Origin of the sequence: Dickeya oryzae, from assembly GCF_009372235.1 — a bacterium.
GTDB lineage: Bacteria > Pseudomonadota > Gammaproteobacteria > Enterobacterales > Enterobacteriaceae > Dickeya > Dickeya oryzae.
Genome location: NZ_ML762920.1, coordinates 901,418 through 919,878, shown reverse-complemented (window position 1 = coordinate 919,878; position 18,461 = coordinate 901,418). Strand labels below are relative to the sequence as shown.

Annotated in this window: 17 protein-coding genes and 1 pseudogene; 4 read left to right on the top strand and 14 right to left on the bottom strand. The window is 48.9% G+C overall.

The window, feature by feature from the left end; genetic code table 11:
* Positions 1 to 173 precede the first annotated feature (173 nt).
* Genes FAZ14_RS04045 through FAZ14_RS04035 form a run of 4 tightly spaced genes read left to right on the top strand, consistent with a single transcriptional unit; the run spans position 174 to position 4,525 of the window.
* Positions 174 to 1,376 carry an SIR2 family NAD-dependent protein deacylase gene (locus FAZ14_RS04045; protein ID WP_153508073.1) on the top strand — a complete coding sequence of 401 codons (1,203 nt, stop codon included), beginning with the start codon at positions 174 to 176 and terminating at the stop codon, positions 1,374 to 1,376.
* The gene (locus FAZ14_RS04040) at positions 1,363 to 3,267 is read left to right on the top strand and encodes an ATP-binding protein (RefSeq protein ID WP_206670624.1); all 1,905 of its coding nucleotides are present in this window, start codon (positions 1,363 to 1,365) and stop codon (positions 3,265 to 3,267) included. Before FAZ14_RS04045 ends, FAZ14_RS04040 begins: the two co-directional genes overlap by 14 nt.
* Positions 3,268 to 3,271: 4 nt before the next feature.
* Complete coding sequence (locus tag FAZ14_RS20240) at positions 3,272 to 3,490, top strand: KTSC domain-containing protein (RefSeq protein ID WP_165690315.1); 219 nt, start codon at positions 3,272 to 3,274, stop codon at positions 3,488 to 3,490.
* 3 nt (positions 3,491 to 3,493) lie between these two features.
* Positions 3,494 to 4,525, top strand: coding sequence for a hypothetical protein (locus FAZ14_RS04035; protein ID WP_153508072.1), 1,032 nt, complete (start codon positions 3,494 to 3,496; stop codon positions 4,523 to 4,525).
* 101 nt (positions 4,526 to 4,626) lie between these two features.
* Here the strand turns inward: FAZ14_RS04035 and FAZ14_RS04030 are convergent, their stop codons facing one another.
* The 14 genes and pseudogenes from FAZ14_RS04030 to FAZ14_RS03965 all read right to left on the bottom strand — a co-directional run bounded on the left by FAZ14_RS04030 (position 4,627) and on the right by FAZ14_RS03965 (position 18,362).
* Positions 4,627 to 5,577 carry a DUF5677 domain-containing protein gene (locus FAZ14_RS04030; protein ID WP_153508071.1) on the bottom strand — a complete coding sequence of 317 codons (951 nt, stop codon included), beginning with the start codon at positions 5,575 to 5,577 and terminating at the stop codon, positions 4,627 to 4,629.
* A gap of 116 nt (positions 5,578 to 5,693) precedes the next feature.
* Positions 5,694 to 6,491, bottom strand: coding sequence for a hypothetical protein (locus FAZ14_RS04025; protein WP_153508070.1), 798 nt, complete (start codon positions 6,489 to 6,491; stop codon positions 5,694 to 5,696).
* 1,099 nt (positions 6,492 to 7,590) lie between these two features.
* Positions 7,591 to 7,977 carry an acyl-CoA thioesterase gene (locus FAZ14_RS04020; protein WP_038905230.1) on the bottom strand — a complete coding sequence of 129 codons (387 nt, stop codon included), beginning with the start codon at positions 7,975 to 7,977 and terminating at the stop codon, positions 7,591 to 7,593.
* Positions 7,978 to 8,098: 121 nt separating this feature from the next.
* A pseudogene (locus FAZ14_RS04015) lies at positions 8,099 to 8,305 on the bottom strand (hypothetical protein); the annotation flags it as partial.
* Positions 8,306 to 8,312: 7 nt separating this feature from the next.
* Positions 8,313 to 10,055: an autotransporter outer membrane beta-barrel domain-containing protein gene (locus FAZ14_RS04010; RefSeq protein ID WP_235914436.1), complete on the bottom strand. Its 1,743-nt coding sequence runs from the start codon at positions 10,053 to 10,055 to the stop codon at positions 8,313 to 8,315.
* Positions 10,056 to 10,549: 494 nt separating this feature from the next.
* Positions 10,550 to 11,185 carry a carbonic anhydrase gene (locus FAZ14_RS04005; RefSeq protein ID WP_016943297.1) on the bottom strand — a complete coding sequence of 212 codons (636 nt, stop codon included), beginning with the start codon at positions 11,183 to 11,185 and terminating at the stop codon, positions 10,550 to 10,552.
* A gap of 168 nt (positions 11,186 to 11,353) precedes the next feature.
* A complete protein-coding gene (locus FAZ14_RS04000) occupies positions 11,354 to 12,313 on the bottom strand; it encodes a YbgA family protein (protein ID WP_153508158.1) in 960 nt (319 codons plus the stop codon).
* Between the two features lie 62 nt (positions 12,314 to 12,375).
* The gene (locus FAZ14_RS03995; RefSeq protein WP_016943299.1) at positions 12,376 to 12,909 is read right to left on the bottom strand and encodes a DUF3833 domain-containing protein; all 534 of its coding nucleotides are present in this window, start codon (positions 12,907 to 12,909) and stop codon (positions 12,376 to 12,378) included.
* A gap of 34 nt (positions 12,910 to 12,943) precedes the next feature.
* Positions 12,944 to 14,170, bottom strand: coding sequence for an SAM-dependent methyltransferase (locus FAZ14_RS03990; protein ID WP_153508068.1), 1,227 nt, complete (start codon positions 14,168 to 14,170; stop codon positions 12,944 to 12,946).
* A complete protein-coding gene (locus FAZ14_RS03985; RefSeq protein ID WP_153508067.1) occupies positions 14,167 to 14,925 on the bottom strand; it encodes a DUF1365 domain-containing protein in 759 nt (252 codons plus the stop codon). The genes FAZ14_RS03990 and FAZ14_RS03985 overlap by 4 nt, the downstream gene beginning before the upstream one ends.
* Positions 14,918 to 16,180, bottom strand: coding sequence for an NAD(P)/FAD-dependent oxidoreductase (locus FAZ14_RS03980; RefSeq protein WP_153508066.1), 1,263 nt, complete (start codon positions 16,178 to 16,180; stop codon positions 14,918 to 14,920). The genes FAZ14_RS03985 and FAZ14_RS03980 overlap by 8 nt, the downstream gene beginning before the upstream one ends.
* Positions 16,177 to 16,896: an SDR family NAD(P)-dependent oxidoreductase gene (locus FAZ14_RS03975; protein WP_038905222.1), complete on the bottom strand. Its 720-nt coding sequence runs from the start codon at positions 16,894 to 16,896 to the stop codon at positions 16,177 to 16,179. The genes FAZ14_RS03980 and FAZ14_RS03975 overlap by 4 nt, the downstream gene beginning before the upstream one ends.
* Positions 16,893 to 17,348 carry a nuclear transport factor 2 family protein gene (locus FAZ14_RS03970; RefSeq protein ID WP_153508065.1) on the bottom strand — a complete coding sequence of 152 codons (456 nt, stop codon included), beginning with the start codon at positions 17,346 to 17,348 and terminating at the stop codon, positions 16,893 to 16,895. The genes FAZ14_RS03975 and FAZ14_RS03970 overlap by 4 nt, the downstream gene beginning before the upstream one ends.
* Positions 17,349 to 17,615: 267 nt before the next feature.
* Positions 17,616 to 18,362, bottom strand: a complete 747-nt coding sequence (locus tag FAZ14_RS03965) for a MerR family transcriptional regulator (protein ID WP_153508064.1) — start codon at positions 18,360 to 18,362, stop codon at positions 17,616 to 17,618.
* Positions 18,363 to 18,461 lie beyond the last annotated feature (99 nt).

Below are 18,461 nucleotides of genomic sequence, written 5' to 3'. Positions count from 1 at the left end.
ACCAAATTGAGGATTTAACGGGTTGGCTCGTGCGGGTCCGTAAAGAGAAGCTCATTGCAAATACTTAAAACTGATTCAGCACTTAGAATAGATCTTATCCATGATTTCCTGTTCGGAAAGCGACGTATAGCTCGGCACGACAGGAATACTGCATTGGAGATAAAGGGACATAAATGCACAAACATGATCCAGTTCGACAAGTCAGTTTTATTCAGCAGGCTTTATCCCAGAATCGCAAGCCGATAGGGTTCTTCATTGGTGCCGGTTGCCCCTTCTCTATACGTGTCAACGAACGGGTGGAAGATGGTAAGACTCTTTCCGATCCGCTCATATGGGATGTAGCAGGTCTAACTCGCGTCATCGCTAAACGTCTATCCAGTCCTGATGACACAGCCCCATCCACTTGGGACAAGATCGTAAAGATTGTGGTGGACGATGGAGGTGATGGAGGAAATATTGAATTAATCCTAAGTCGAATCCGAGTTTTTGCGAGTGTCGCCGGTAATGGGGACGTTCGGGGTTTGTCAGCCAAGGAGTTGCTCAAACTCGACGAAGACGTTTGCGGAGTTATATCGACGGAGGTGACTCGCTTCCTCCCTTCTAAGGATAGTGCCTATCATAATTTAGCTATATGGAGCCGCGCCATCCGCCGCGAGCGCCCGGTTCACCTATTCACGACCAATTATGATCTCTTGATGGAGCAGGCGCTGGAGGAAAGCTCCGCTCCATATTTCGACGGTTTTATAGGATCTCGGAAGGCGTTCTTTGATCTCGGAGCAGTAGAAGATGAAGGTCTATTGCCGCCTCGTTGGACTCGCCTCTGGAAAATCCACGGCTCGCTCAACTGGCGCTTAGAAAATGGTACGGCTGTAGTCCGTAGTGATCAAAAGACCGATGAGCAGAGCTATCTTATCTACCCGTCGCATCTGAAATATGATCAAAGTCGTAAAATGCCCTACCTTGCGATGCTTGATCGCTTAAAGGCATTCTTACTTGCACCATCCGCACTGCTCTTTATCTGTGGATATTCTTTTGCTGATGAGCACATCAATGACGTCATTTGTCGAAGCCTTGAAACTAACCCCACCGCACATGTTTTCGCCTGCGTATTCGGGCAGCTCGAAGATGAAAAATATGCTCTTGCTCGTCAGTGTGCATTGGCAACTCCGAATTTGAGTCTGCTTGGGTTTGACAAAGCGATCATTGGTCGCAATTTGGGTAACTGGGTGAGCGACGACATCGACGCATTACCATTGCCCCCTGGAGTCCTCGTGAAGAGTGGCGATGAGATAACACTGAGGCTTGGTGATTTTGCTGCGCTAGGGGCGCTTCTGCGAGGCCTCGCTGGTGCTGGAGCGGCCGATGATGAAGCCTGAATTATCAAGTAAGGCGACCGTGATTGGGACGGTTCAAGATGTCAGCGGCACCTCAGTCAGCGTAACGCTTACATCCGATCGTTTTTCTGGATTGAGCTTCGTGCACGGTCAGGGTCATAAAATTGGCCAGATAGGAAGCTTCGTCAAAATACCCGTTGGTTATGTTGATTTATATGGCATTGTTTCGCAGGTCGGTGCCAGCGCCGTTCCTGAAAAAGCCCTTCAGACGATGCCGAATGGACTTCGTTGGATGACGATCCAGTTGATCGGGGAAGGCTATAGGTCGGGAAAATTTCAACGTGGTATATCCCAGTATCCAACATTCGAAGACGAGGTCCATCTCGTTTCCGAAGTCGACCTTCAAGCAATCTATGGGCGATCTGATAAACAAAATCATTTGGTCCGTGTAGGATATGTTGCTGGAAGTGAGTCGATTGACGCCTTGGTCGATGTGAACAAACTTGTTACTCGTCATTCTGCGGTAGTCGGAACTACGGGGTCGGGGAAATCGACGACAGTGGCGGGGCTGCTCAATGTTCTTTCTGATGGAGCACGCTTTCCCTCAGCACGTATTATCGTGCTTGACCTGCATGGTGAATATGCAAAAGCGCTGGCCGATCGGGCTAATGTTTTCAAGATCAATCCCGATGGTCGCAACGCCAATGAACACCAGTTATGTATTCCGTTCTGGGCTTTGAATTTTGACGAGTTGGTCCGCGTCACTTTCGGCGTCCTACCGACAGACGGTAAAGCACGTAATATTATTCTTGAGCGAGTCCTTGCAGCGAAAGTTAAAACTTTGTCTGCGCAGCCGAATTGTGGGATAGACGCCAGCAGTATTACAGCTGATAGTCCTGTTCCTTTCTCGCTAAACAAGCTTTGGTATGATCTTTATTGTCACGAGTTCGGGACTTACTTTAGTGCAGGTGGTGCAAACCCTGCCGACAAAACGACTTGGGCTTACGAGTGTGATAAAGCCGGAGCGCCAATAGTCGGTGATGCTCAAGCAGGTATCCCTCCTCGCTTCCGTAAAGTAAAAAATGTCGCTGCTGACGCCGAAAAAATTAATTATCTCCCCGATCCACTGAATATCAGAAGTGCCCTCGAGGCACTGGGGGCAAAACTTCGCGTCGCTCGTTATGACTTTCTACTGAAACCAGGAAATTGGCATCCTGAGCTTGATGGTTCAACCACGAGTGATCTTGCCAAACTGGTTAGTCAGTGGTTGGGAAATGATCGACCCATTACGATACTAGATCTATCGGGCATTCCGTCCCCAGTCACAAATGACATTATTGGCAACATTTTGAGAATTCTCTATGATTGCTTATTTTGGGCGAGAAACCTCTCCGAAGGAGGTCGAGAACGACCGTTGCTGATTGTTATGGAGGAGGCTCACAGCTACCTCGGTGATAGCGGTAATAGCGCAGCGTCAGTTGCAACCCAGCGAATTGTGAAGGAAGGCCGCAAGTACGGTATTGGGGCAATGATCGTGAGTCAGCGTCCTGCGGAGATTAACGCGACCATATTGTCGCAATGTGGTACCTTCTTTGCGATGCGTTTGAGCAATGCAACAGATCGTTCTCATGTTACAAGTGCTCTTTCGGACAACTTAGAAGGTCTGACGAGTATGTTACCAGTCCTGCGTACTGGTGAGGCGATCATACTCGGAGAGGCCGTTGGATTACCGATGCGAACAATGATCCAAGCTCCGCCAAGGGACCGAAGACCAGATAGTCAGGATCCACTGATCTGCGATGAGGTGATGCCCGAAGATTCGATGTCACCCGGAGGTTGGAACCTGCGGAGTCATATAGTGCCAGACTACCGCCATTTTGTTGAGACTTGGCTTCAACAGAATCCCGTCACTCATTCACCGAAGAAAGGATAAGATCATGGCTTGGAGAGAATTTGCACCTTTTACGTCGTCCAATTTATCTGCTGTTCGTTATGACCCAGAGCAGAGTCTGCTCGAAGTTGAATTTCTTAACGGCGGTCGTTATCAATATTATGATGTTCCTGAGCAAGTGGCCCAGGCCTTTGAGCAAGCAGAGTCAAAGGGCGTTTTCCTCGCGCATAGCATCAAAGGGCACTTTAGATATAGCAGGGTATAATAAATGGCTATTGTAAATCTCAATCAGAAGAATGGCCGAGTTCAGTTATCTGCCTTTGAAGTTGAGAATAGGATTCTGTTCGAATTTTTCAATAAACTTCCGTCTTCCGATCGTGACGCTCAATTTCACAAGGCGTTATATATCGGTGTTTTAGCGCTAATGGAGGATCGGCTTTCAAGTTTCCTTGCGCGAACCAGTAATGAGCTTGGCACAGAGTTAGAGAGCTTAAAGCTCATATTTGACATGAAAAAAGAGCTGTTTTATCGCTCAGCCGTAAAAGGCATATTGGCTGAGGCTAATATCGCTGATTATCTAATTGAATTTCTTGAGCGCCAGAAGATTTCCGATAAAGTCGAACTAACAGGAGATCGGGTGGGCTCAATCCGCAGGAACAAGACAGGTGATATTGTTTGCCATCTCAACGGTGAGAGCGAAAAAAGAATCGTCATAGAATGTAAATTCGATAAAAGCATTCGTCTGGGCGATATACAAACTAAGGATGTTTTCACGAAGAACGCTGATACGGCATGGAGCCAATTGCTTGAAGCTCAAGCAAATCGTGAAAGCCATGCCGGAATCATTGTTTTTGATGTTTCACTTGTCGATAGCAGTATTCTTAACGTCGTCCAAGATGTCCGATTCGTTCCCGGGATTGGTATGATCGTAATAGTTGATTCCCAAAAAGGAGATTATAGAAATCTTTCGATCGCTTACATGCTCGCTCGTGACATTGCTTTGAATGCAAAAGCGGTCGACCTCGATACTGACGTTCTGAGAGCTATCGTTACTCGCTTGATCAAAGATGCGCGCGAGATAAGTCTTGTGAAGAACCTAATTTCTGCAAATATTGATAACTTAAAGCAGATTCTCCAACAAATTGAGAAAAGTGTTCTTCTTGCAGAATTTAATCAGCGTTATCTCTCTAAATTTCTTTCCGAAGGTACTCTTAATAAGGAAGATATGCTTGCTTTTTATGCGGGCGATGAAATAAAGGAGCGTTTCAGACTGGCTGAACGCGAGATCGCTGAGCTATGAGCGTAGGTCGACAATGAACAAAAGCGCGTAAACCCCACTGGTTTAAACGCTTCTGCCGGATAAAGAAAAATAATTGATTCCTTGAGCGTTTGTTATAATGTTTACTCCGCCTTGTCTAAAAATATACCTAGCCGATTCTGAAGCTCTTCGAAACGTTCTTTACTTTCCTGTTCGTTGGCGCTCGGAACACCCGCATCTTTGGCTATCTCTTTAGTGGCATCGTTAAGCCTTGATAGCAAAACTTTAAATTTTGACAAGCTTTCTTCTTCTATCATGTTGTGTCGAATACAGCAAAAAGTTACAGCTTCTACAAAGGTGCTAGTCACTATTCGTGACATCATTACCGAGTACGAACAAGCCTCAAATGCAATTAAATACCTAGCTTCTGGAGGAAGTTGAAGTGTCATCATATGAAGAATTGTATCTTCGGCGGTCATATGACTTGATCCACTTAATCTATGATAGATTGAGAAATAATCACACGCTTTCCCCAGTGTCTCAAAACGTTTAAATAGTGAATTCCACCACAGATCATTGTATTCACGTGGTGTAACAGAAAAATTAGTTTTAGCCAATTCAACGTAATCAGAGTAAGTTGAAATCGCAGTTATTCGTTTGTCAATTAATGGAATTACTTGCGCTGCATACTCTTTCGTCGATACTTCTTTTTTCCATTCATTGAGTTTGCGAGTATGTTCATCATACCATTTAGCCATGTATGCCGTAATTGTACGTTCATCACCATGCAAGGCCATATACATCAGATTGATAGATGACTCTTGAACGACTCGAGCTAGGGCTTCTGCACTAGGAAAGCATTGCGTAGCAACGCAACATAGCATTCCCTCGATTTGTTCAAAGATTCTGCCTATTAAATTAAGATGGGAATGGACAATAAAGGCATCTTTCTCGGTTTGATTATCAATATACGCTATATGGTTAAACGAAAGCTTATTGGCTTCAGTTGCACATTCAAGAGCGACTTGAATACTTGATAAATTGATATTTTTATCAAATCCACACTTCTTTCTAAACTCAGTTAAATGATTCACTGAAACCTCTTTTAAAACATAACGAAAAGAACAGTTGCAAAATATATGGTACTACATTTTGCGGAGGAAAATTCGGAAAATATCTTTTGTCAATTTATTCGTCTTATTATGTATCGTTACCATTCTATTTCATTAAATTGATCACGAACATAATGAACTAAATCAGTATGAGAATATATAAACTCTTGTACAATATTACTGACTTCAGTACTAACATAATCAATCTGGTCAGGGGAAAGACATTGCTTATTTAAAACCATATTCCCACGGTCATCACTTACATAAATATTGTCACATGGTTGAGGTATAGAAACTAAGTTAAACATGTCGCTAATAGTTATAAGATTTAACCCACTAATACTTCCAGTAATCCAACAATTCAGTTTTTCTATATTTGATATAAATGTAGTCCATTTTATGTCCAACTGTCTATCTTGAAATGGATAAAGATGTGGATTTCCCTTGAGAAAATTATCGAACATATCCTTCGCTTCGAAACGAATAGAAACTCGGTTAGGAAGTTCCATTGACATTCCTCTTAATTCTAAGATTGGAATGTATTTGAATAAAGTATTTAAAGCTAAAAGATCTTCAAAATATCCTCGATTATTATTAAGTCTATTATAAACATAAGTTTCATGGTTATTTTTAATTTGGTGTAATCTGCTGACGGGATATTCATTTGGCTTACAATCAACAATTGTATGATCAATAGAGCACAGAAGAATTAAATTTTCATACCTATTATCATTCTCTAAATTATCTTCACCTCTTGGTCCACTTGAATTTTTAGCAATTACATGTGCCATCTGCCCTATTTGTACATTTTCTTCAATTAATACTCTTTTGCAAATATTACATCTTCCAGCCGACAGTCCATATAATTTTTTTATGGTTGATTGGTTAATGCTCATATTTTTCTAACATCCATTGCTTAATAATGAAAATAAAAGTTATTAGACAGAAAATGTCTACCCGAACTTTTCCATATAAAACACTTTATATAATGTTTTCAACTTTTCGTTTATTCCGACTAAGCTTGGCGAAACCTATCTTGATAGAAATCAGTTTTGGACTAGGCAGATCTTAAAATACAGACACTTTCCGCCTAACACACCATAGTAAACTCGGTACATAGTTACTGATTATTCAAAGCAGGTCAACTGATGGCAACTGTATCGAGTCAACTTTGAGAGATAGAAGCAGTTTTTGTGAAAAGTAAGTGATAGGTTTTAGAACAAGAGTCAGTACCACTTACTCTGATTAGGCACTAGTAGGCGAGCGCGTTACTTGGTCGAGGATTTACTCGGTTTTAGATCCGGAGTGTTTCCTGGTGTTTTCTTGTTGTCACGTCGACGTTGATCTGGCTTGCCGGTCGACTTGGCTATTGGTTTTGGTCCTGGTTTCAAATCCATGAATTAATCCTTTTGTTTTGTGTGGTTATCCCTCATTGTATAATCTTTGGGCACTGCGTATAGCTTTCAATATGTGTATGAAACATAATCTAAAAATATCCTTAAGCTTCCTTGCTGGTAACTCAGGTTTTGGTGCGCTATCTAAAATGTACAGTGACAGGTTGGATACAGAAGGTGGATAGAATTACACCGGGCCCACGAGTGCTTACGGTTGAAGAGAAACAAGAGTTTCATCTTGATATGCAAGAATCCTCAGCTTGGGCTAAAGCAGAACTAAAACGTCGACGAGCAGTAAAAAATCAAAAAAATTCTGCGCATGGTATAGATGATGGTATCGATAGCGGTCACCTTTCTAACTAGCTGTTATATATATTTATTTCTTTCTCATTGATATTCGAGTGGGAGTGATCCTGCGTCTGGCAACAGCCTGCACGTAAAAGCAGTAAAGTATCTCTAAGTCCGCGTAAATGCGGGCTTTTTTGTTTTTGTATCTGGCGCTTTCTGGCAGCGGTTAGCAACGGGAGGCACGGTTTTCCCATGGAATTGGTCTGTCGCCTCCTCACACACCCACTTTAGTGAAGGAGGCTGCAGGGAACTATTACAGCGCTAGCGCATTGGTTACGGCTTCAGGCATGGACGGGCGACCGTTGCTTAGGCAGGTCGCGACAAATGTGGCTTCTGCATACGTGGTGCCATCAACTTTAATGTGTTGAACGAAGTTGACGCGGTTACGCTTCTCATTTTTTTCTAACTGGCAGGTAACCTCTAACCGGTCACCTTTTTGCAGGCTTTTACGAAAACGCAGGGAATACTCAAGTACCATATAGACTTTCCCTTGTTTAAATTCCTCTTCAATATCAATACCCAACGATTCTTTCATAAACGCGTGGCGCGTCCATTCCATATAGAATGGGTAATAGAGACCATCGACGACGCCCTGGAAATCGATATGGCTATCTTCAACGTCATAGTATTTTGAAAACATGTCTCGTCTCATCCTGATCTGATAGTTACGTTGGTCGTCCCGTTGATATACCTCACTTCTGCCGTAGAAGAAATGAGAATGTGTATCGAATAACAAAAGCAGGGATGTGATTGGGCCAGTGCTGGCCGAGGCCGTCGGTCATCACCACCCGGTCGGGCAGGTAGTCGAAGCGGGCAGTCAGAAAACCGTCGGCGCAGGTGGTGTAAACGCAGCGCCCCTGTACGTCGTATTTGTAGCGCGCCCAGGTCTGGTCGTTATCGTGCCAGCGGGTCAGCCGATGGGCCGCGTCGTACTCGTAATTGCGGTGATAGGCGTGAGCGCGTCGGGCTGGAGCCTTATTTGAACGCATAGGCCAGACCAGCACTGACGCCATAGTCCTCTTTTCGGGTATTACCGCCAAACTGGCTGGAATACTGCAACCAGGTATGCCATTGGGGGGTGATATCGACCGCGATCCCGGCATTGGCCGTGCCCCAGTTTTTCTCTGAAGCCGCACCTGGCATCGTGAAAGCACCGTTCATGGTGTTCAACCCGGCCGTTATCTGCGGGGGATGGGTCATATAATCGTGATTCCAGACCACGTCTGCAAAAGGGCTGATTCCTAAACCGGACAGGTTCCATAACGCCTGCACTCGCCAGCCAAGACTGGAAACCAGAGATTGACGGTGTTGTGATGAAAAACACATGGCGGAGCTGTCATCACCGCGTTCACTGTAGCCATCGACCTTAACGAACTGACGTTCAAGGCGGGCAAAGGGGCCGGTTTTGACGGGGCCCAGATTGAACCACCAGCCACCATCAATACCACCGCCAACATGATACCCGTCTACTGAGCCAGATTCCCGACGATTAGCCGGGCCAATATGAAGGGTGCGATAAGCATTATCGAAGCGGGAACGCCCGGTGTTGGCAAATGCACTCAGCCAGGCGTGCTCCTGATGATACACCCCGTAAAGTGCGAGGCTGCTGTCATACAGTGTGTAGCCCGCGTCATCCCCGTCCGTGCGTTGGTGAGACTGGGTTACCACTACGCCAGTGTTAAGATTCTCGCCCCATTTCACGTCACCGCCGAGGGAGATAAAGCGATTATTTCCTGTGCTGGACGGTGAAGTACTGCTTGAGCCGGCATGATTGTCATCGCCACTCACAAATACCCGTGTGTCACTGGCATTAGTATCAGCCAGAATTTCATGGTGCAATAAACGGTACTGGGACGCAGTGGCGGCGAGTGGGCCTTTACTCAGTAATGAAATTTTGCCGGGTGCGGCAATTTCAGAGAGTACGATGCTGGCCAGCATCTTGTACCCCCCGGTTGTGGGATGGACCGTATCAGCAAAAAGATAGGTATTTTCCGTACCACTGGCGTAATCGCCAGGTTTACAGATAAGGGAGGAAAGAGCATTACACGCGCCACTACTGGTGTTGATAATGCCATAGGCTGACGGGTTGGCCATGATTTCAGCGAGAATGGCATAGGTATTGACCGGGATGATATTGAGCCCCCGCTGGCTTAATGTGGCAAGTCCGGCATTTAATGTCTGATTATATTGATTAACCACTTCACGATATTTATTTTGCAGATTGTGACTGACACCATCCGGTGTCGCGCCAAGATTGGGAAGGTTATATACCACGACATATCGCCCACCGGCTTCATACAGATTATTCAGCAGTGACAGTTCAGCATTGGCGACCGGGATAATTTCCGAAGTGGCCGTTGAGGGAGCTGATTCATAAATGGCATAGATATCATTAGAGGCACCCCACATTTGATAAAGTGTTGATGCGCTAACCCGATTATTCTTCAGATAACTGTCAACCAGAGACTGAATAGTCGGTGAGAAAAAAACACCCAGCGAATAATTATTGAGAATACCCGCGTCACTCAGGCTATCACCAAAAACCACCACACTATTGAACGGTTCTGCTTCCGCAGCCAGGGTATAAACCAAGAGTAACGTCAGGAGGGGGATAATCCCGCGACGAATGACAGACCAAGGGTAACCGGGCGCGATAGCATTGGCTACATAATATGTATTGAAGGCTTTTCGATACAGTGACATATACGTGATGGACATATACGTGATGCTCCTGATATTGGCATCAAAATGCGGATCACTATCGTGCTAGTGGAGGCAGTCGTGTTAATGGGTATGATGAGTGGAAATAATTCCGCTCACTTTTTATAAAATTAAATGCGATAACAGGCGCTACGAGATTTATTCTGTTTTTTATGTTTATTTTTAATGAGTATGATTGAATCTCATAATGACAGTGGTGTGTCAGTGATGATATATGAGATATATCCTATTGTTGTGTTATTTCTCGTATGGTGTTGTTTTATCTGCCTGTCTCGTTTTTATATTTTTTATGAAACAATTAAATCGATAATAAAAGAAGGTTTGCTGGTGGGGGCGATTATTTAAAGCGGATTTTTTCAGTATGGATAATTATATTTCGGTGTTTTTGATTTTGTATTTTTTTTATGGATGAATATGAGGAAGAGCACAGCGGGGCGATCCATGCCCTGGGCCGGCAGGCCGCAGGGCAAGTTTACTGACTACCAGAAGGGTTATTCGAAATAAACGTGCGGGTTTTCAGCCAGCGAAACGAATGTCTTGCTGTTTTTATCCAGCGCGCGAATGACCCCGCTCTCAATGTCGTATACCCATCCATGCAGGCGCAGTGCATGGTCACGCAGTCCGACAGCGACGGAAGGGTGGGTTTTGATGTTATTCAACTGTGCGATGACGTTTTCTTCCACCATCGCATTCACTTTATCGGTTTCATTATCCCAGGTTTTTTTCTCCACCACCGCTTTCGCGGCGTCCGAGTAACGTAACCAGTGTGCTACGGCGGGCATCGGGTCAAGGCACTGACAAGAGGCGATGGCTTTCATCGCTCCACAGTTGGAATGACCACAGATGACGATATCGGTAACACCCAGCGCGACAACCGCGTACTCAATCGTAGCGGAAACCCCACCGGGTTCCGGACCGAAAGAAGGCACGATGTTACCGGCATTACGGATAACGAACAGCTGTCCGGGTTCCTGCTGGGTAACCAGTTCTGGTACCAGACGGCTATCGGAGCAGGAAATGAACAGCGCTTTAGGATTCTGGCTGGATGCCAGACTGCGGAAGAGTTCCTTGCGTTGAGGAAATATATCTTTTTGAAAGCTGAGGAAACCCTCAATGATATGTTGCATAGCACGTTCTCTTTTTTGGCAGTGATCACGACATCATATACTCGTCAGGTTCTAAATTGCAGGTGTTGCGATAGTGTGACCTGACTCGTTTCCTGGCCGCCATGTTTTGACGGCCAGCAACCTGCTGCTTATTGATAAGCATGTTATTGATAAGTTTGCGATTGATAATCATGCAACCGCTAAACGCAATCCTAAATCTTGCGGGTAGGGGTCGAAATAGTTTTGTGTCAACAGGTAACTGTCAGGGTGTTCCGCCAGATAGTGCTTGAGCAGTGTGATCGGCGCGAGAATGGGCAAGCATCCTGCCCGATAGCCAATAATCACCTCGCGCAACTCTGCGCGCTGGCGATTGTTGAGCTGTTTACGGAAATAACCCTGAATGTGCATCAGCACGTTGGTATGGTTTTTACGCGAAGCAGGTTGTCTTAGGATTGCCATCAGTTTGTAACGGTAGGCAATGAAAAACGCATCAAGGTCGTCCCACTCGTGCAGGCGGGCGACAAAAGGGCCAATCTCGCGGTAACCAGCCTGATGGTGCGCCAGCAACTGGAGTTTGTAGCGGCTGTGGAACGCCAGCAGGTTGTGGCGGGTTAATCGACTGGCACGCAGCTGGTTAAGCTCATGCAGCGCAAACAAACGCTCGACGAAGTTCTCGCGCAATACCGGGTCGTGCAGGCGGCCATCTTCCTCGACAGGAAGCCAGGGGTAGGCTTTCATCAGGGCGGCGGTGAATAACCCAACGCCTGCTTTACGGCCACGGTGGCCTTGCTCATCGTACAGTCTTACCCGTTCCATGCCGCAACTGGGGGATTTGGCACAGACGATGAACCCGGCAAGATTCCCGAGCGTGGGCAAATACCGGGCGGTGAAGTCGTGCATTTTTTCCGTCATGTCTTGCTGAGTATCATGGCTCATGCGCATGCGGATATCACCGCTGGTAGTCTGAATAAGGCGCAGCGCTGGACGAGGCACCGGTAGGTCGATAGACATTTCCGGGCAGACGGGCCTGAACATTATCCACGGCGACAGTTCATCCATCACGAAACGCAGCCGTTTATGCCCGCCGTCAAAGCGTACCGCTGAGCCAGTCAGACAGCCGCTAATACCCAGAACGGGTTTGCTGTCGATGCTGCCTGTCATGGCATGATTCGTGTGATTGTTGATGGCGTGATTGTTTTCTGGGTGATTGTTCATGGCGTTGCCCCTTTACTGAAAAACAGGGTGACGTAACCTGCGGTGAGGCCGAATTTCGTCATTTCTGTTTTATTAAACAGGTGGCTGTCGTCTTGCTGGAACATCCAGTCATCAAAGTTGAGCAGCCAGATTGCGCCGTCTGCCTTGACGTTCATGCTGTACTGCCAGTGAAAGGCATTGCCTGATGCCTGGCCGTAGGCAACCCCTTCAATATCTCCTGCAGTGCCTTCATACCGATCATCGCCCACCCGGCGGATATGCCAGACGCGTTGCTGGCGTTCACCGTCGTCATAGACAAATTGTTCGTTGAGTGTCAGCGTATCGCCCGCGACATCACCCCGAATAGCGACGTGAAAGCGACGTAGTTGTTTACCGCGGCGGTCCTGTACCATTCCCCAGGCTTGCGTCTGACCCTGAAAATAGTGGAAGAGATCAAAGCGTGGCTGCTGGCTGCGGTAGTCGGTGATGTCTGTGCTACAACCGGTGAGCAGCATCGTCATCGTCAATACGAAGAGCAAGAAGCGTTTCATCGTTTCCTCCCTGCTTATCCGTAGCGCGTGCATGTCACACCCGCTCGGCGGTCAATTGCACCACGCTGATGGTGCGCGCGTTAAATCCAGCTTCGCAGTAGCCGAAGTAGTACAACCACATGCGACGAAACCGGGTGTCGAACCCCAGCCGTTCTATTTCCGGCCAGGCCAGCAGGAAGCGCTGTCGCCAGTGTGCCAGCGTTTGGGCGTAGTGCGGCCCCATATCGAACAGGTTACGCAGTACAAAATCGGTATGGCGCGTCATCAGGGAACTGATGGCGGTGACGCTGGGTAAAAAGCCGCCGGGGAAAATGTAGCGCTGAATGAAATCAACGCTTTTGCTGTAATCGTGATAGCGCTGATCCTGAATGGTGATGGCCTGAATCGCCATTTTTCCACCCGGACGCAGGCGTGCCTGACAGGTCTTGAAAAACTGTGGCAGAAACGCTTTGCCGACCGCTTCAATCATTTCGACGGACACCAGTTTGTCGAACTGACCGGTGAGATCGCGGTAGTCGCACAACAGCACTGTCACCCGGTCTTGCAGGCCGGCCTGGGCGATACGTGCTAGCGCATAGTGATACTGCTCCTGAGAGAGCGTGGTGGTCGTGACCCGACAGCCGTAATGACGTGCTGCGAACTCCGCCAGCGCCCCCCAGCCGGTGCCGATTTCAAGCAGGTGATCGTCCGGCGTCAGTGCCAGCTCTTGGCACAAACGCCGCATTTTGGCTTGCTGCGCGCTGGCGAGATCCGGCGTGTCGGGGGTGAATAACGCGCTGGAATAGAGCAGTCCTTCATCAAGAAACTGCTGGTAAAACGCATTGCCGAGATCGTAATGGGCGGCGATGTTCTCGCGTGCCTGCTGGCGACGATTGCGACGCGTCCAGTGCCACAGTCGCTGAAAGGGTTGGCCCAGCACACGAAAGCCATTTTCCAGCCGACTCAGCACCCCGGCATTCGCGGCCATGATCTGCAGTAGTTCGGTGAGCTGATCGGTTTCCCACTCACCCTCCATCCAGGACTCCGCCGCCGCGATGCTACCGCCGGTCAGCAGGCGTGCGTAAATGCCGGGTGAAAGGATGTTGACCTCGGCACGCAGGGGTGAGGCGGTATCACCAAAATGGACGCTCTGGTTGCCTTCGTGGAGGGTCAGCGAACCTTGCTGTATACCCGACAACAGGCGGAACAACAGCCAGCGTGCAAAGCGCATCGTTGCTGTGCGCGGTACATCGGACTCAAGCGCAAAAACGGGGTCAGTCATGAGCGTTCACTCCTGCTGGTGGGGTGGTTATGAATTGGCACACGCTTGAGCCACAACAACAGTGCCTGCCAGTAAATCGCCACCACGGTCTTCAGTGTCATGAAGGGGATGCTAATTTGCATCTGGCGCAAGTGCAGGGGGGTTAATGGCTTACGCGATAGCGTCAGCGTGGCATCGAATATTTTTTCATCCCGCTGGTTTTCATCCTGCTGGTTTTCATCCACGGTTTGATGATTTTCGATATGCATATGCAGCGTTTTACCGGGGCAGTTGAACCGCCAGTGATAGACCATATCCATCGGGTTGAACGGAGAAACGTGAAACGCTTTGGCGATGGGGCGGGTCTCTTGCGCGTTAACCGCATAATAGTGACGTTCATTCCACGGGGTGTTGCGCACTTCAGCCAGGATCCAGCGCAGGGTTTCGCTGGCGTCAAAGCAGTAATAAAAGTTCACCGGGTTAAAATGAAAGCCCAGATAGCGCAACTGGGTTAATAGCATCACTTTGCCGTCAGGGTGTTCACCGGTCAGTGCCGCCAGCCGATTCAGGGCGTTTTCTTTGAGCGGCGTACCCAGCGGGTAGTCGCTGTCGTAAAAGGCGACGGTGGCAAATTGATTACGGCGGATGCCTAACGACGGCAGATTATCCAGGTCGTCGAGATCCAGATACGCCAGAAAGACGTCATAACAAAACTGATGTTCGCGCGGCTGCCAACGCCGGTGGCGCAACACGCCGCGATAGAGACAGCTATTCATCGTTCCTCCCATCGGCGATGCCTTTAACCACATCCAGCGCGCTGCGTACTCCATCTTCGTGGAACCCGTTGTACCAGTAAGCCCCACAAAACCAGCTACGTCGCTGGCCGTTGATTTCGGCGCGTCGTGACTGCGCCCGCCAGCTTTTCGGCGTAAACAGTGGGTGCTCATAGACAAAGCGCTGCCACACATCGCGTTCATCAATCGGGGCGTCAGGGTTGAGGGTGACGCAGAACAAGGGGCTGCCTTCCGGCAACCCTTGTAAAATATTCATGTTATAGGTGACACAGGCGCTGGCCTGATCGTCGTGAGGCAGGCGATAGTTCCAACTGGCCCAGGCAGCGGGCCGCACCGGTAGCCAACGTTTATCGCTGTGCAGTACCACCTCGTTACGTTGCCAGCCGATATCCCCCAGAATCTCTGTCTCTGCGTGGCTGGGTTCATCAAGCAGGGCGAGTGCCTGCCCGGAGTGGCAGGCGAAAATCACCTGATCGACGGTCATGGTGTTGTCCGCCAGGCAGATATCCACCCCCTGATCGTGGCGTACGACGCGTTGCACCGGCGAGTTGACGCAAAGCGTGAAGCGGTTTTCCAACTGGTTGAGCAGGGCGCGAACGTATTCCCGCGAGCCGCCGGGCACAACGTACCACTGAGGGCGCTGCGTAATATCCAGTAGCCCGTGGTTTTCAAAAAAGCGCAAAAACAGGGCGAGTGGAAAACGGCGCATTTCCTGCAAGGAGGAGGACCAGATCGCCGCCCCCATCGGCAAAATATAGTGACGGGCGAAAAAGGCGCTAAATTGGTGGCGTGACAAGAAGGTGTGCAGTGTTTCGTCGTCACCGACCGGTTGTGTTACCGCCTGTTTCGCCAGACGATTAAACCGGACGATGTCTTTTAACAGCCCCCAAAATCGGGGGTTAACCAGATTGCTGCGCTGCGCAAACAGTGAGCGCAGTGAGTGGCCGTTATACTCAAGCCCACTCGCCGGGTTATGCACCGAAAAGCTCATCTCCGTTTTCTGCCCGCTAATACCCAGTTCGCTCAATAGCCCCATAAAGCGCGGGTAGGTGCGATCGTTATAGACGATGAAACCGGTATCGATGGCATAGGTGCCCGAGGGCGTGGTGACATCCACCGTGGCGGTGTGACCACCGGGGATGGGGCCAGCTTCCAGCATGATGACGTCATGGTGCCCGGCCAGCCGCCATGCGCAGGTCAACCCGGCGATGCCACTGCCGATAATAGCGATTTTCATGGTCTTACCATCCTGCGCAGCAGTGCGCGTTGAGCGATGCCGGGGAGCCACGACAGCAGACGCAGTAGTGCGCCAAACCCGGCTGGAAAGGCGATATGTGATTTCCCTGCCGTAATGCCGCGTCGTATCGCCGTTACTGCCTGTTCAACGGTGACGAGGCCGGGCATCGAAAAATCGTTCTTACGGGTAAGTGGGGTATCGACAAAGCCTGGCGAAACGACGGTGACGGCGATGCCTTTGGGTTCCCAGTCCAGCCGCAGGCTTTCAGCAAACCAGCTCAGCGCGGCTTTTGACGCGCCGTATGCCTCTGCCCGCGGGAAGGGGAGCCAGTGCGCCATGGAGCTGACCAGCACCACACGGCTGCCGGGATCCAGTTGTCTTTGCAAGGCTGACAGGCAATTGATTGGGCCGATGAAATTGGTGTTCATAACCCGTGATACCCGTTCCGGGTCGATAACACCGTTGTCGATATATTCACAGGTTCCGGCGCAGAGCACGGCCAGATTGACGCGGCAATCGGCCAGTGCCGCATGGCAAGCCTGACTATTTGTCATATCGAATTGACGAATGGTGATATGCGGACTGTACTGACTCAGTGCGCTCAGGCGTTCGATATCCCTGCCGCAGGCAATAACGGTGTGACCATCATCGGCAAAGGATTTCGCCAGCGCTTCGCCAATTCCCGAACTGGCACCGGTAATCAGTACGGTTGTCATGATGAACGAACCTTCTTCTTTACGTGGCGAAGCGCCCACCCCAGTACCGGAAGATGTTCGTAGAGCATTTCTCCGGCGTCGTAGTAATCACGCTGATATGTGATACGGGCTTGCTGATGGTGGTGTTGGCGTTCTATGTCGATGAGGGAGCAGCCGGCCAATGACAACATGTTTCCACCTGCGATACGCGGGTGTGACCAGTGCATCGTCCAGCTCACGGCGAAGCGCCCGATGTCGAAGAGCGGGGCATCAACGATGAAATAACAGTAGCGGGTGTTTTCCAGCAGGTATGAAAAATAGTGCTGGATGGCTGGTAGCCCTTGATGCTGTCCAAATGGATCGGTCAGTACCGCATCCGGGTGATAGAGCGCAGACAGCCTCTCCAGAGGTTGGGTAGCCAGCGAGGCATAAAAGTCAGCAAACTCATCGAATACAGGTTGTAGTGTGCTCATGCGCGTTACCCTTGTCTCGGGCAATCCTGAATCAACATGGTATAGATATAAAACTTACACAAAGTTAAATTTTTGTCTAAGTTTTTTCGAAATTAATTTTAATATTCACTTAAATTCAATGAATTAAACTCACACCGTAACCGATGGTTTTGATGGGTGATGAGAGGTGGCTTGTCGGGGGATACCCTGTCCACGTGAATCGTTAACCGTGAAACGCTGGCGGTAGACGAATGCGGCAGGGTTTTTTAATACGAGGTAAGGCAGCGTTTACGCGGCTGAGGTGGCCTCTAATAAGATAATCTCCAGTGACGCCACGTGTTCACGCCACTTGTCGATTTGCTTTTTTCGCGCCACGGTGAGCTTCCCACTGGTGACCAGTAACCATTGTCTGTCCGGGAAAATTTCCGGTGCAGGTATGGCAGGCGAAAGCGGCAGGACATGAATGCGGTGACCCTGTCCGGTACGTTTTAGCGCTTCCAGCCAGATTTCGCACGGGTCGGTCAATTGCCAGCCGCCAATCAGGTAATTGTCGCCAGGCGCTTTTCTGTCACCTTCGAGGCAAAACGACGTGTAGGAAATAATCAGGCCATCGAGTATTTCGCGCAGCGTCATCATCGCGGGAGTATTGGCCGATACCTGGCGTCGTAGCGGGCGTAGCACCTCATCGACCATTTCCGGCCTGGGGTATTCGCGGCCTGTGTCGTAGATAAGCTGGCGCAGCGATTCGATGCGGCCTTCTTTAAGGCGCAGGAGCATGGTTTCCTGCAAGGTCGCCCAGTTATTGCTTCGCCGCGCTTGCGGGCGTTCCAGCAACGGTTTGACCTGGCTGACCGGAACCCCCTTTTTTACCCAGTCGAGGATTTTCAGCGCTTGTTGGACATCCGCATCACTGTATAACCGATGCCCACCTTCGGTGCGCAGCGGCTTGAGCAGACCGTAGCGACTCTGCCATGCCCTGAGCGTCGTGGCGTTAATACCGCAAAGTCTGGCAAATTCGCCGATGGAGTAGGACATAGAGGGCATCCGCTGAAACTATATTATTTAATATATTACGAATATTTTCGCATTGAATGAAGCGGGGCAGGTGTGCAGTTTGTAAACCAGGGTAACTGG